This is a genomic window from Chitinilyticum litopenaei DSM 21440, assembly GCF_000428145.1.
Classification (GTDB): Bacteria; Pseudomonadota; Gammaproteobacteria; order Burkholderiales; family Chitinibacteraceae; genus Chitinilyticum; species Chitinilyticum litopenaei.
The window spans coordinates 37,849-50,147 of the sequence record NZ_ATZJ01000032.1 but is presented as its reverse complement, the minus strand read 5'-3'; the positions used below and the strand labels follow the sequence as shown (position 1 = coordinate 50,147).

General features: G+C 63.5%; 13 protein-coding genes and 1 tRNA gene. 4 read left to right on the top strand and 10 right to left on the bottom strand.

Annotated elements, in window-relative coordinates; all coding sequences use genetic code 11:
* The 8 genes from C515_RS0112305 to rsmI all read right to left on the bottom strand — a co-directional run.
* Window positions 1–680 (bottom strand): PriCT-2 domain-containing protein (locus C515_RS0112305; protein WP_028455783.1); only part of this gene is annotated, 680 nt, incomplete at its 3' end.
* Entirely contained in the window at window positions 677–1,054 is a 378-nt protein-coding gene (locus C515_RS0112300; protein WP_028455782.1) for a hypothetical protein, read from the bottom strand. The genes C515_RS0112300 and C515_RS0112305, both read right to left, overlap by 4 nt.
* Before the next feature lie 306 nt (window positions 1,055–1,360).
* Entirely contained in the window at window positions 1,361–1,660 is a 300-nt protein-coding gene (locus C515_RS20860; RefSeq protein ID WP_028455781.1) for a helix-turn-helix domain-containing protein, read from the bottom strand.
* A gap of 14 nt (window positions 1,661–1,674) precedes the next feature.
* On the bottom strand, window positions 1,675–1,962 hold the full coding sequence (locus C515_RS20855) for a helix-turn-helix transcriptional regulator (RefSeq protein ID WP_043649322.1): 288 nt from the start codon (window positions 1,960–1,962) through the stop codon (window positions 1,675–1,677).
* A gap of 97 nt (window positions 1,963–2,059) precedes the next feature.
* Window positions 2,060–2,773, bottom strand: a complete 714-nt coding sequence (locus C515_RS0112285) for a hypothetical protein (protein ID WP_028455780.1) — start codon at window positions 2,771–2,773, stop codon at window positions 2,060–2,062.
* Window positions 2,774–2,870: 97 nt separating this feature from the next.
* Window positions 2,871–4,244, bottom strand: coding sequence for a tyrosine-type recombinase/integrase (locus C515_RS0112280; protein WP_158380817.1), 1,374 nt, complete (start codon window positions 4,242–4,244; stop codon window positions 2,871–2,873).
* A 152-nt stretch (window positions 4,245–4,396) separates the two neighbouring features.
* Window positions 4,397–4,480: transfer RNA gene (locus C515_RS0112275), tRNA-Leu, on the bottom strand.
* A gap of 47 nt (window positions 4,481–4,527) precedes the next feature.
* Complete coding sequence (rsmI, locus tag C515_RS0112270; RefSeq protein ID WP_081686930.1) at window positions 4,528–5,355, bottom strand: 16S rRNA (cytidine(1402)-2'-O)-methyltransferase; 828 nt, start codon at window positions 5,353–5,355, stop codon at window positions 4,528–4,530.
* Window positions 5,356–5,391: 36 nt separating this feature from the next.
* Between rsmI and C515_RS0112265 the strand changes: the two genes are divergently transcribed.
* Genes C515_RS0112265 through C515_RS20850 form a run of 4 tightly spaced genes read left to right on the top strand, consistent with a single transcriptional unit; the run spans window position 5,392 to window position 8,031 of the window.
* Window positions 5,392–6,504: a penicillin-binding protein activator gene (locus C515_RS0112265; protein WP_028455777.1), complete on the top strand. Its 1,113-nt coding sequence runs from the start codon at window positions 5,392–5,394 to the stop codon at window positions 6,502–6,504.
* Window positions 6,501–6,845: a YraN family protein gene (locus tag C515_RS0112260; RefSeq protein ID WP_028455776.1), complete on the top strand. Its 345-nt coding sequence runs from the start codon at window positions 6,501–6,503 to the stop codon at window positions 6,843–6,845. Before C515_RS0112265 ends, C515_RS0112260 begins: the two co-directional genes overlap by 4 nt.
* Window positions 6,846–6,850: 5 nt before the next feature.
* Window positions 6,851–7,444, top strand: a complete 594-nt coding sequence (locus tag C515_RS0112255) for a phosphoheptose isomerase (protein ID WP_028455775.1) — start codon at window positions 6,851–6,853, stop codon at window positions 7,442–7,444.
* Entirely contained in the window at window positions 7,444–8,031 is a 588-nt protein-coding gene (locus C515_RS20850) for a BON domain-containing protein (RefSeq protein ID WP_043649319.1), read from the top strand. The genes C515_RS0112255 and C515_RS20850 overlap by 1 nt, the downstream gene beginning before the upstream one ends.
* Window positions 8,032–8,301: 270 nt before the next feature.
* On the opposite strand, the gene C515_RS0112245 is transcribed toward C515_RS20850, so the two are convergent.
* Both C515_RS0112245 and glgA read right to left on the bottom strand, forming a co-directional pair.
* Entirely contained in the window at window positions 8,302–10,758 is a 2,457-nt protein-coding gene (locus C515_RS0112245; RefSeq protein WP_028455774.1) for a glycogen/starch/alpha-glucan phosphorylase, read from the bottom strand.
* Between the two features lie 10 nt (window positions 10,759–10,768).
* A complete protein-coding gene (gene glgA, locus C515_RS0112240) occupies window positions 10,769–12,205 on the bottom strand; it encodes a glycogen synthase GlgA (RefSeq protein ID WP_245575030.1) in 1,437 nt (478 codons plus the stop codon).
* Window positions 12,206–12,299 lie beyond the last annotated feature (94 nt).

The window sequence follows — 12,299 nt, the reverse complement described above, 5'->3', positions numbered from 1 at the left end:
ACCGGCAGGCCGGTGGCCTCATGCAGCGTGCAGCCGGTCGCCCAGCCTTCACACAGCAAGACCTCGGTTGCGTCCTTCAGGCTGCCCAGCGTCAGCGCCGTGCCCTTGACTTGCCCACCAGTGAGGAAGCGCTTGCCGCCATCCTCGCCAATCAGTTGCAGGCTGACCAGCTCGCCGCCAGCCCGCAGCGGCAATACCAGCATGCCGCGCAATTGCTTGGCCCCCACCGGCTTGATGCCCTTGGCAATCAGGTAAGGATGGTCAGCCCGGACAGCGCCAGCGGCAGCCCACAGTTTGGCAGCTTTGGCCTTGGCTTCAGCATGCAGGCGCTCCGCTTCCTGTTCGGCCTGCTGTTGTGCCGCCAGTCGGGCGGCCTCGATCTGCTGGCGCTGCTCTGGCGTCGGCGGCGTGTAGGGCTTGCTGGGCCGCCAGCCATGCTGGATGGCCTCGTGAAACAGACTGGCGATGGTGACTTTTCCGGCAGCCGGCAGCCCTTTCCAGACGACGCGGGCAGCCTTGGGCTGGTAATTGTCGGCGCTCTGGCTCCAGTCGTCCCACAAGGTAAAGCCGCCATCGCCCAGCTCGGACTTGACGGCCATCCCCATGCACACCCACAGAGCGCGGTCATGCGCCGGGATGTGCGCCAGTGCGGCGCGGATGTCGTTTGCGGGGTCCGTCATTCATCCCCCTCTGGCTGCTCGAATGCCTGTTCGAGATTGCCCATCAGGCCGATGATGAAACCGCGCAGCAGCTCTTGTTCATGGCTCAGGCCGGCGTGATTGCTCAAGCCCAGTCGTGCCAGCAGTGCGCTTTGGCAATGCCAGATCAGACGCTCGGGCTTGGCTTGTGCAGCACGCACGGCAAACAGGTAAGCGCCCTGGGCTTGCAGCTCGCCCAGCGTCGATGCGCCGAACAGCTCGCCACGCTCGGTAGCACTGTCCACGTCATAGGCTTGCGCCATGCGTTCGGCAGACTGTGCCAGCGGGTGATAGTCCGGCAGCGGGTTGAAGGTAATCGGGGTGGAACTGGCTTGGGTATGAACGTGACTAGACATGGCGTGCGCCTCCTGTGCGGGGATGAACCCGCCTTCCGCTGCTAAACGGAGGGGGCGGGCAAAGGGCAGGGTTAGCAGACCGGCACACAGGAACCGGCAGGCGCAAGGCCTCCCCACCCCTGCCCGCCATCGAAGGCACTGCAAGGGAGACGGACGCGCACGCACGCACACTGCGAACGGGCGTAAAAAAACCGCGCAACGGTAAGGGCTGGCGGTCGTCCGCCTGTGTAATCAGCCTGCTAAAGCTGGCCGCCTGATTGCAGGCAGCGGCGGCATTGTGCCCGACGCGGGAACGGTTGGGAAGGCTCATGCTTTGGCCTCCCGAATCAGCGTGTACTTGGCAACACGGCCGTGCGGCCTGCCGTGGCTGTCCTCTGCGTCGATCAGATCGGTGATGATGGTATGGCCGGCGTCTTTCAGCTCCTTGATGCGCGCGGCGGGCATCATCACATTGCAGCGGTCGCGCAGCTCAAATGTCGTGCAGGAGCCGCTACGCAAGGCAGCCAGTACGCGCAGCCGTTGTGCCGCTGCTTCGGTGGCGGTAATCTGGCCTGGCTGATTGCTGGCGCTGCTTTGGGAAACCGGGTGGCGCTTTTCTTTTTGCATGGCGCGGCCTCCGGTCAGGCGGCTTTGCGCTGGGTGCGGCGAGCGCGTTCACGGCGGGCAGCGGCAGCGGCTTGGCGCTTGGCTGCGTCGGTCAGCTCGGCATCGCGCGCAGCGATACGGGCAGCAATCCATGCATCCACCTCGCTTTCGACAAAGGCGACGGAATGCGCACCGATCTTGATCGGCTTGGGGAAGGTCGGGTCGTGGCGCGGGCTGAGGGGGTTCAGCCAGTCAAGGATGGTGCCGCGTGCTGCGTCCACCTTTTCGGACAGAGCGGGATACCGCAAGAGAGATTCGCTCATGATTTGCCACCTTTGGGCTAGTTGGTCATGACGCGAATTAGAAAGCCCCACGAATGGGGCCGAAACAGCTATACGCAGGCCATGCGCCTAGCGCAAATCATGTGTTCTGCGCAGGCCGCACGCCTTTTTTCAGGTCTAACACAAGCCGCCTCAAGCGGTCATGACTCAAATTGACGACACCTATCAGGATGTTTGCCGCCTTGGGGGCGGATAACCCCGAGTCTATGTGTTTGCGCCAGTGTTCGGCGGCCTGAATCAGCATTTCATCTGTTTCTTTGTGCCTCAATCTTGCCAGCTCTGCCCCGGCGTTTCGCTGGCTCGATCTTCTGCTTATCTCATCGGCCAGCGCCACCCTGAGTTGCTCAATTTCTGCCGTGGCTACTTGCAGTTTCCCCATTGCGTCAACAAGGTCGCCATCTGTGAGGCTCGTCATTACACTCGCGGCAGCCTCTACTTCCGAAATAGCCTTTGACAGTCCTCGTGCCTCTTTCATGTGCAGCATGGCTGCATGGCGCGCTGCGTGCGCCCAAGTCTTCTGTGATAGACGATACGGCCAGTCGCTTTTGTTTGCCCGAATAACCCGGAGAAAAGACTGAAGGGCTACGCGTATCTGGTGATTCCGTCCAATGACTACGGCCACTGGCTTGGGTAGTTGATCGAACTCCCCATGCTCGGCAATGCGCGCAATCAAGCTTCGCTCAACCATCTCCCTGGGAACGCCCTCAGCAATACAAAGCGCTTCAAAGTATTGGAATGTTCGCGCAGCCTCTAAACGCCACCTGGCTGCCTTCGCTCGTTCGCCCTTATCCATCACGCCCCCTATGGCGTCACTCCCTGTAATGATTGCCAGCGCCAGCGGGTCAGGGTGTCCCGTTTTCGCCCCGTCGGGCTAGGCGCGGCAAACTCGGTCAGGCGGCCTTGTGCAGCGTCAGCACTTCCGCCTTGTTCGGATTGAAGTCGCACGGCTCAATGTAGTGGCCAGCGGCTTGCAGTGCATCCAGATAATCCGCCCACCATTGCAGCATCACGCGGCGGGTTTTCCGGTGTTCGGCAAGTCGGGCGTAAATCCCGTGCACCTCCTCGCCTGCTTCTGCGCCGTGCCCGATGTGCACCTTGATTGCGTCATGCGGAAACACGCCCGATTCGCGCAAGCTGGAAACAATCATGCTGCGAAACCCATGCAGGCACACATCGCCGCCGGGCTTGGTGTTGTAGCCCACATCCCGGAGCAGATCGTTTACCGCGTTTTCCGATAGCGGCACATCACGGCGCTGCCCCTGAAAAACGAACACGCTGCGCCCGTTCAGCGCATGCAGTTCGTGCAGCAAGGCGAGCGTCTGCCGCGCCAGATACACCACACGCTCCCGGCTGGCCGTCCCCTGCTTGCCGTTCTTCTCGCCGCGCTTGCTGTACCGCACGCCCTCGACTTCTTCCCGCCCCGCTGGAATCGTCCAGATGCCCTGAATAAGATCAAACTCATCCCAGCGTGCAAAGCGAAACTCGGACGAGCGCGCCCCGGTCAGCAGGGCGAATTGCGCGGCCAGGCGCTTGACGGCCAGGCCCTCATATCCGGCGATGCGTGCCAGCAATTCGGGCAGGCGCGGCAACGACAAGGCAGGCCGATGCACCGTCTTGCCTTTCGGAATAGCCCCTACCAGATCAAGCGCGGGGTTGGTTTCAATGCGGCCTGTCTGTACCGCGTGCCGCATGATGCCGGTGATGTAGCGGCGCAGCCGGTCGGCAAGATCAAGCGTGCCGCGCCGTGCGGCAGCCTGAACAGGCACAAGCAGATCGCGGGTTTTCAGGGAATCGACAGGCAAGCGCCCGATGTAGGGGTACACGTCATCCCGCAAGCGCTGCATCACCCGTGCGGCATGGTCGGGGTTCCATGTGCCGCTGGCCAGCTCTTTGCCGTGCCACTCATCCCCGACAACGGTAAATGTGTTTTCAGCGGTGAATTGTGCGGCCAGCTTTTCCGCTGCGCGTTCGGTGCGGGGATCTTTGCCAGACTTCACCGCGACGGCGGCCTGCTCCAGCTCTTTGCGGGCATCGGCAAGGCTCAGTGTCGGAAAGTAGCCCAGCCAGATTTTGCCGCGCTTGCCATGCAGGACGAATTGATACTGCCAGCGCTTCGCACCGTTCGAGTGAACCACCAGCCACAGGCCGGCCCCATCGTTCAGATAGGTTTCCTTGTCGCTCGCCTCGGCATGCACGCACTGCAAATGCTCAAGGCTTCCCGGCTGAATCTTTTTCGGCATCATCGCCCCCTGCCAACTGGCCATGTACCCCCGTAGCCTAGCAGGGGTACAAGCAGGGGTACATAGATTTTCGGTAGGATTGACCAGCTTCGCACAGCATAGACAACAAAAAAGCCCGGAAACACTGGGTTTGCGGGCTTTATTCATTCAACTTTGAACAGCTTAAAACATATGAGTGGTGCCCGGGGTCGGACTCGAACCGACACGTATTTCTACGGGGGATTTTGAATCCCCTGCGTCTACCATTTCGCCACCCGGGCACAGAAGGCAGGCATTATGCCCGCCAGCCGGGCGTCTGACAAGGCCGTTAGCCTAGCTGCCCGCCCTTGAGCACCAGCGCGCGCTGATAGAGCGCATTGCGCGGCGCGCCGGTGATGCGCATGGCGAGCCCGACAGCCTGCTTGACGGGCAGCTCTTCGACCAGCGGCTGCAGCACGGCATCGTATTCATCATCGGCCGCCTTTTCGGCGGGCGGAGCGGCGTCGATCACCAGCACGCATTCGCCGCGCTGCTGATTGCTGTCGCCCTCGACAAAGGCGTGCAATTCGGTCAGCGAGGCGCGGCGGATGGTTTCAAAGGTTTTGGTCAGCTCGCGGCACAGCACGGCCTGACGCTGACCGCCAAACACGGTGGCAAGATCGGCCAGGCACTCCAGAATGCGGTGTGGCGCTTCGTAGAACACGATCTGGTAGGGCAAGGCGGCCAGTTCGGCCAGCGCGCTCTGGCGCTGGCCCGTCTTGGGCGGCAGAAAGCCGTAAAACAGCGAGTGCGGGGCGGTAAAGCCAGCCGCGGACAGCGCAACGGTCAGGGCGGAAGCACCAGGCACGGGAATGACGGGAATGCCGGCGGCATGCGCCGTGGCGACCAGCACGGCGCCGGGGTCGGAGATGGCTGGCGTACCGGCATCGGAGACCTGGGCGACCGTCTCGCCGGCCTGCATGCGCGCCACCAGTTTTTCGGCCATGCCGCGCTCGTTGTGTTCGCGCAGGCTCAGCATCGGGGTGCCGATGCCGTAGTGCTTGAGCAAAAGTCCGGTGACGCGCGTGTCTTCGGCGGCGATCACATCGGCCTGCCGCAGCACGGCGAGCGCGCGCTCGGTGATGTCGGCACGGTTCCCGATTGGTGTGGCGACCACATATAATGCAGCTCTGCTCACCTTAAAAGTATCGTCATGCACGCCAACTTCCCCTTTCTTCGCACGATCCGGATTGCTGCGGCGGTACTATACGGGGCACTGGCGCTCAGCGCCACCGCCGCCGAGACCGCCTCGGCTGCGGCATCCGCGGCCAGCAAGCCGGCCATTGCCCTCTTGCTGCCGGCCAAGAGCAAGTCGCTGAAAGCCGCGACCGAGCAGATTCGCGCCGGTGTGCTCGCCGCCGAAAGGCAGCTTGGCAATGCCGACATCCCGCCCGTGCGCCTGTATGACACCACCGACACCGAGAGCGATGTGCTGGCCCAGCTGGAACGCGCCCAGCAGGAAGGCGCTGTCGCCATCATCGGCCCGCTGAGCAAGTCGGCGGTGAATTACATTGCCGACAATGGCCAGCTGAGCGTGCCGGTGCTGGCGCTGAACAGCTTTGACAACACCACGCTGCAACGCCCGCAGCTGTTCAGCTTCAGCCTGTCCATCGAGGCCGAGGCCAGCCAGCTGGCGGCCTTGATTCATGAAGGCGGCCTGCGAAGGCCCGTGCTGCTGCAAGGCGATGGCGCACTGGCGCCACGCATGGTGCAGGGCTTCATCGACAGCTGGCTGCGACTGACGGGTGAGCCGCCCATCGTGCTGGATCTGGCCGACCCCGCCAACCCGCCCGCGCAACTGGGCAAGATCATCACCGACGCCAACGCCGACAGCGTGATCCTGGCGACCAGCAACAAGCAGGCCAAGCTGGTGCGCCCCTATCTGGGCAATGAACGCCTGGTGTTCGGCACCAGCCAGATCGACAGCGGCACGCAGAAAGCCAGCATCGACCTGGCCGGCGTACGCTTTCTGGACATGCCCTGGCTGGCCACGCCCGAGCTGGAGGACTACGCCGTCTTCCAGCGCAAGCGTCTCGCCTCGCCCGATCTGGAGCGGCTGTTTGCGCTGGGCCTGGACGCCTGGCGCATTGCCGCGGCGCTGGCCACGGCCAGCGGTGAAAAGGAATTCAGCGGCGTGACCGGCCAGCTGCGCATCGGTGACGATGGCGTTATCAGCCGTGAACTGGTGCTGCGCACCGTTCCCGGTCGGGTGGGCGGTACGCCACCGGCGGCCACGGAACCCGCCACGGCCCCCGCGGTCCCATGAACGACAAGGGCGCGGCGGCCGAAAATGCGGCAGCAGACTACCTGCGCCGTGCCGGCCTCACCATTGTCGAGCGCAACTGGCAATGCCGCCGGGGCGAGATTGACCTGATTGCCCGGGACGGGCAAACGCTGGTATTTGTAGAAGTCAGGGCGCGCGCGTCCAGCCGTTTTGGCGGCGCCGCCGCCAGCATCGGTCCGGCAAAACGCGCTAAACTGCTGACCGCCGCACAAACCTACCTGAGCAGTCTGCGCACCACGCCACCCTGCCGCTTCGACGCAGTCTGTTTCGAGGGCAGCGACATCATCTGGCTGAAGAACTGCCTGGACGCCACTGAAGGATAAACACCATGGATTTGATCACCCGCGTACAGCACCACTTTCTGGAAAGCATCAAGGTCAAGCAGGCCGCTGCCGACGAACTGTCGCCGGCCATTGCCGCCGCGGCCGAGCTGATGGTGCAGGCGCTGATTGCCGACGGCAAGATTCTGGCCTGCGGCAACGGGGGGTCGGCGGCCGACGCCCAGCACTTTGCCGCCGAAATGGTCGGCCGCTTCGAACGCGAGCGCCCGGGTCTGCCCGCCATTGCGCTGACCACCGACACCTCGGCGCTGACCGCGATTGCCAACGATTACGACTTCGACCTGGTCTTCTCCAAGCAGGTGCACGCGCTGGGCCGCGCCGGCGATGTGCTGGTGGCGATCTCCACCTCGGGCAACTCGGCCAACGTCATTTCCGCCATTCACGCCGCGCATGACCGCCAGATGCGCGTGATCGCGCTGACCGGCAAGGGCGGCGGCCAGATCGGCGAACTGCTGACCGGCGATGACGTGCACATCTGTGCGCCGACCTCGCGCACCGCACGCACGCAGGAAGTGCACATTACCGCCATCCACGCCATGTGCGATGCCGTCGACTTCATGCTGCTGGGGGGTGACCAGTAATGCGCCGCGCCCTGCTGCCCGCCCTGCTGGCCAGCCTGATCGGCCTGTCCGGCTGCGTGCCGCTGCTGGTAGTCGGCGGCGTGGCCGTCGGCGCCTGGATCGGCTCGGACCCGCGCAAGACCGTGCAGATCGAACGCGACACCAGCAGCGGCGCCGAAATCAGCGCCCGCATCATCGACACCTTCAAGGAAAAGGCCCACGTCAATGTCACCGTGTATAACGGCATTGCCCTGCTGACCGGCGAAGTGCCCGATGATGCCGCGCGCGGCACGGTCGAGCAGCTGGCGCGCAAGGAGTCGCGCGTGCGTCAGGTCATCAACGAGACGGTGATCGCTCCGCCCTCCTCCGCGGCAGACCGCCTGAACGACAGCCAGCTCACCACCCGCGTGAAGTCGGCCATTCTGGCCGGCGCCGGCGAATCGCAAAGCGTGCACATCCTGGTGGTCACCGAGCGCCGCGTGGTTTACCTGATGGGCCTGTCCACGCCGGAGCTTGGCAACAAGGCCGGCATCCTGGCCAGCAAGGTTGGCGGCGTGCAGCAGGTCGTCAAGCTGCTCGAATACCAGAACGGCCCGACCGGCAAATAACCCCGGCACCGTATTGCCATGCAGCCCTTTCCCTGATTAGGCTGCAGGCACATACCCAGCAAAAAGGCTGACCACATGGTCAGCCTTTTTTGCTGGCTCCTGATTAGCAAGACTCTTCAGCTTTGTTGCCGTCATTCCGGCGAAGGCCGGAATCCAGAAGGGTTAACGAAACGTTTGCAGTCTGGATGCCGGCCTTCGTCGGCATGACGGGCTGTTGGTGAATGCTTGCTGAGACAGTTTTCTAATCAGGTGCTGGCTTGACGCTCCGGACTACAGCTTCACCGCCCGGGTTTTCCAGATGCGCTCCGCGTAATCGGCGATGGTGCGATCCGCCGAGAAGCGCCCCATGCCGGCCACGTTGAGGATGGCTTTCTTCGCCCAGGCATCGGGCTTGGCGTACAGCGCGTCGACACGATCCTGCGCGTCGATATAGCTCTGGTAATCGGCCAGCAGCTGGTAATGGTCGCCCCAGTTCACCAGCACGTCGTAGAGGAAACGGTAGCGCTCGGGCTCGCCTGGGCTGAAGAAGCCACTGGCCAGCTGATTGAGCACCTCGCGCAGCTCGCGGTTGTTCTCGTAGATCTCGCGCGGGTTGTAGCCGTTCTTGCGCCGCGTTTCCACCTCATCGGCGGTCTGGCCGAAGATGAAGATGTTGTCGGCACCCACGGCCTCCTGGATTTCGACGTTGGCGCCATCCAGCGTGCCGATGGTCAGCGCGCCGTTGAGCGCGAACTTCATGTTGCCGGTGCCCGATGCCTCGGTACCGGCCGTGGAAATCTGCTCGGACAGATCGGCCGCCGGGATGATGATTTCGGCCAGGCTCACGCTGTAGTTGGGAATGAACACCACCTTGAGCTTGTCGCCCACGCGCGAGTCGTTGTTGATCTTCAGACCCACATCGTTGATGAGCTGGATGATCAGCTTGGCGGTGCGATAGGCCGAGGCCGCCTTGCCGGCAAAGATCACCACACGCGGCTGGAAGGCTTTTTCCGGGTGCTTGATGATGCGGTTGTAGCGCGTGATCACATGCAGCACGTTCAGGAGCTGACGCTTGTATTCGTGGATGCGCTTCACCTGCACGTCGAACAGCGCGTCCGGGTTGATCACGCCGCCCAGCGTGCGCGCGACGTATTTCGCCAGGCGCTCCTTGTTGGCGTGCTTGGCCTCCTGAAAGGCTTCGACGAACTGCGGGAAATCGGCCTTCTCGCGCAGCTCGGCCAGCTCGTCAAGCCGCACGCGCCAGGTCTTGCCGATGGCGTCGTCGATCAGGCCGGAGAGCTGCGGGTTGGCCAGCGCCAGCCAGCGGCGCGGCGTGATGCCGTTGGTGACGTTGGTAAAACGATCCGGATAGATCGCCGCGAAATCGGCAAAGATCGACGTCTTCATCAGCTCCGAGTGCAGCTCGGACACACCGTTGACGGTATGGCTCGCCACCACCGCCAGATAGCCCATGCGCACCTTGCGCTCGCCGCCCTCCTCGATCAGCGACACGCGGCGCAGCAGGTCGGCATCGTTCGGGAAACGCGCAGCCACTTCCTTCAGGAAGCGCTCGTTGATGTCGAAAATGATGCGCAGATGGCGCGGCAGCAGGCGGCCCAGCATGTCCACCGGCCAGCACTCCAGCGCCTCGCTCATCAGCGTGTGATTGGTGTAGCTGAAAATCTTCGTGGTATAGCCCCAGGCGGTATCCCAATCCATGCCGTACTCGTCATGCAGGAGGCGCATCAGCTCGGGAACGGCCAGCACCGGGTGCGTGTCATTGAGGTGGATGGCGATCTTGTTGGGCAGCTCGTCGAGCGTCTCGTGCGTGAGCTTGTAGCGGTGCAGGATGTCCTGCAGGCTGGCCGAGCAGAAGAAATACTCCTGGCGCAGGCGCAGCTCCTTGCCCGAATAGGTCGAATCGTCCGGGTACAGCACGCGCGACACGTTTTCCGAGACGTTTTTCTGCTCGACCGCCGAGAAATAATCGCCCTCGTTGAACTTGGACAGATTGATTTCGCGCGTCGAGCGCGCCGTCCACAGACGCAGGGTGTTGGTCGCCGTGGTGTCGTAACCCGGAATGATGATGTCGTGTGCCACCGCCAGCACGTCGTGCTGCGTGTCGACCCAGCGCACCTTCTCGCCGTCGAGTTCGAGCCGCCCGCCAAAGCAGACGCGGTAGCACACCTCGTCGCGCGGGAAGTCGAGGATGTTCACCGAGCCCAGCCAGGTATCCGGCGCCTCGACCTGACGGCCTTCGATGATGCGCTGCTTGAACATGCCGAACTGGTAGCGAATGCCGTAACCGAAACCCGGAATGCCCAGCGTCGCCATCGAATCGAGGAAACACGCGGCCAGCCGGCCCAGGCCACCATTGCCCAGCGCGGCATCGGGCTCCTCGGCCAGCAGTTCGTCGAGATTCACACCCATGTCGTCGAGCGCCTGCCGCACCGGCTCCTGCAGGTCCAGCGCCAGCAAGGCGTTGCCCAGCGCGCGGCCGATCAGGAATTCCATCGAGAGGTAATACACGCGCTTCACATCCTGCGAGTACTGCGCGCGCGTGGTTTCCATCCAGCGCTCGACCATGCGGTCGCGCACCGCCAGAAAGACCGCATCCATCCAGTCCTTGCTGTTGGCCGCGTACGGGTCCTTGCCGATGGAGAACATCAGCTTGTTGGAAATCGCGCGTTTCAGCGATTCGACGTCGTTATTCGCGGCTGGGGAATCATAGGTAAACGGGATGCTCATGCGGTTTCCTTCAGGAAATCAACTGTTGATAGAGGGCAAGATAATGCTCGGCCGATGCCTGCCAGCCCACGTCCTGGGCCATCGCACGGCGGCGCACGCTTTTCCACTCGCGCGCACGCGACCACAGGGCAAACACCCGGCGCACCGCACGCAGGCAATCCGCGGCGGACAGATCGTGAAAGACAAAACCGGTGGCGCAATCGTCGGCCAGGTTTTCCAGCGACACATCGCTGACGGTATCGGCCAGACCGCCGACGCGGCGTACCAGCGGCAGGGTGCCGTACTGCAGGCCATACAGCTGGGTGAGCCCGCAGGGCTCGAAGCGGCTGGGCACCATGATGACGTCACCACCGGCAATCAGCCGGTGCGACAGGGCTTCGTTATAGCCAAGTTTCACGGCCACCTGGCGCGGATGGGCATGCGCCAGCTGGCGGAAGGCCTCCTCCAGCCAGGCATCGCCACTGCCAAGTAGCGCGAACTGCCCGCCACGGGCCAGCAGTTCGGGCAGGACGTCCAGCACCAGCGGCAGGCCCTTCTGTTCGGTCAGGCGCGACACCACCACAAAGAGCGGCTGCTCATCCTGCTCATCCAGGCCCAGCTCGTGCTGCAGGGCAGTCTTGCATTTGGCCTTGCCGGCCATTTTCTCGCTGCTGTAGTTGGCCGGCAGCAGCGCATCGGTGGCCGGATGCCAAACCGCCTCGTCCACACCATTGAGGATGCCGCTGAGCTGGCCGCTGCGCGCCTGCAGCAGGCCTTCCAGCCCGCAGCCCTGTTCCGCCGTGGTGATTTCGCGCGCATAGCTCGGGCTGACCGTGGTGATGTGGTCGGCAAAATACAGACCGGCCTTGAGGAAGGAGAGATTGCCGTGAAACTCCACGCCCTCCCGATCAAAGAAGGCGGCCGGCAAGGCCAGCCCGGCAAAGGTTTCGGCACCGAACACGCCCTGATAGGCCAGATTGTGCACGGTGATGACGGACCTGGCCGGGCGGCCGGCCGCCGCCAGATAGGCCGGCGCCAGCCCGGCATGCCAGTCGTGCGCATGCACGACGGCCGGTCGCCAGAAGCCGTCCAGGCCCTGCGCGAGTTGCGCCGCCACCCAGCCCAGCAGGGCAAAGCGCAGGTGATTGTCGGCATAGGCGCGCTGTTCGGCATCATGGTAGGGATTGCCGGGGCGGTCGTAGCACTGCGGCGCATCGATCAGATAGAGCTGAACACCGTCGGCCGTCTTGCCGAACAACAGGCGAGCCGGTCCGGCGAAGCTGTCAAAGCGGGCGACCTCACCCTCGACATTGGTCCCGGCCAGGATGGCCGGAAAGGCCGGCAGCAGCACGCGCACATCGGCGCCGCCGGCGCCCAGCGCCAGCGGCAGTGCGCCGACCACATCGGCCAGCCCACCGGTTTTCAGCAAAGGGAAGAGTTCGGCAGCAACATGCAGAATTCGCATCATTGTTCACTCGTGATGACTTGGGCAGGTTTTACGTAAGGTTCGCGCAGTCTGGACGGTCAGGATGACAGCCGGATTGCACGGACCATGCGCATGA

Coding starts and splice junctions, on each gene's coding strand:
- C515_RS0112300 (WP_028455782.1), bottom strand. CDS start 1,054: ATGTCTAGTCACGTTCATACCCAAGCCAGTTCCACCCCGATTACCTTC.
- C515_RS20860 (WP_028455781.1), bottom strand. CDS start 1,660: ATGCAAAAAGAAAAGCGCCACCCGGTTTCCCAAAGCAGCGCCAGCAAT.
- C515_RS20855 (WP_043649322.1), bottom strand. CDS start 1,962: ATGAGCGAATCTCTCTTGCGGTATCCCGCTCTGTCCGAAAAGGTGGAC.
- C515_RS0112285 (WP_028455780.1), bottom strand. CDS start 2,773: ATGGATAAGGGCGAACGAGCGAAGGCAGCCAGGTGGCGTTTAGAGGCT.
- C515_RS0112280 (WP_158380817.1), bottom strand. CDS start 4,244: ATGGCCAGTTGGCAGGGGGCGATGATGCCGAAAAAGATTCAGCCGGGA.
- C515_RS0112265 (WP_028455777.1), top strand. CDS start 5,392: ATGCACGCCAACTTCCCCTTTCTTCGCACGATCCGGATTGCTGCGGCG.
- C515_RS0112260 (WP_028455776.1), top strand. CDS start 6,501: ATGAACGACAAGGGCGCGGCGGCCGAAAATGCGGCAGCAGACTACCTG.
- C515_RS0112255 (WP_028455775.1), top strand. CDS start 6,851: ATGGATTTGATCACCCGCGTACAGCACCACTTTCTGGAAAGCATCAAG.
- C515_RS20850 (WP_043649319.1), top strand. CDS start 7,444: ATGCGCCGCGCCCTGCTGCCCGCCCTGCTGGCCAGCCTGATCGGCCTG.
- C515_RS0112245 (WP_028455774.1), bottom strand. CDS start 10,758: ATGAGCATCCCGTTTACCTATGATTCCCCAGCCGCGAATAACGACGTC.
- glgA (WP_245575030.1), bottom strand. CDS start 12,205: ATGATGCGAATTCTGCATGTTGCTGCCGAACTCTTCCCTTTGCTGAAA.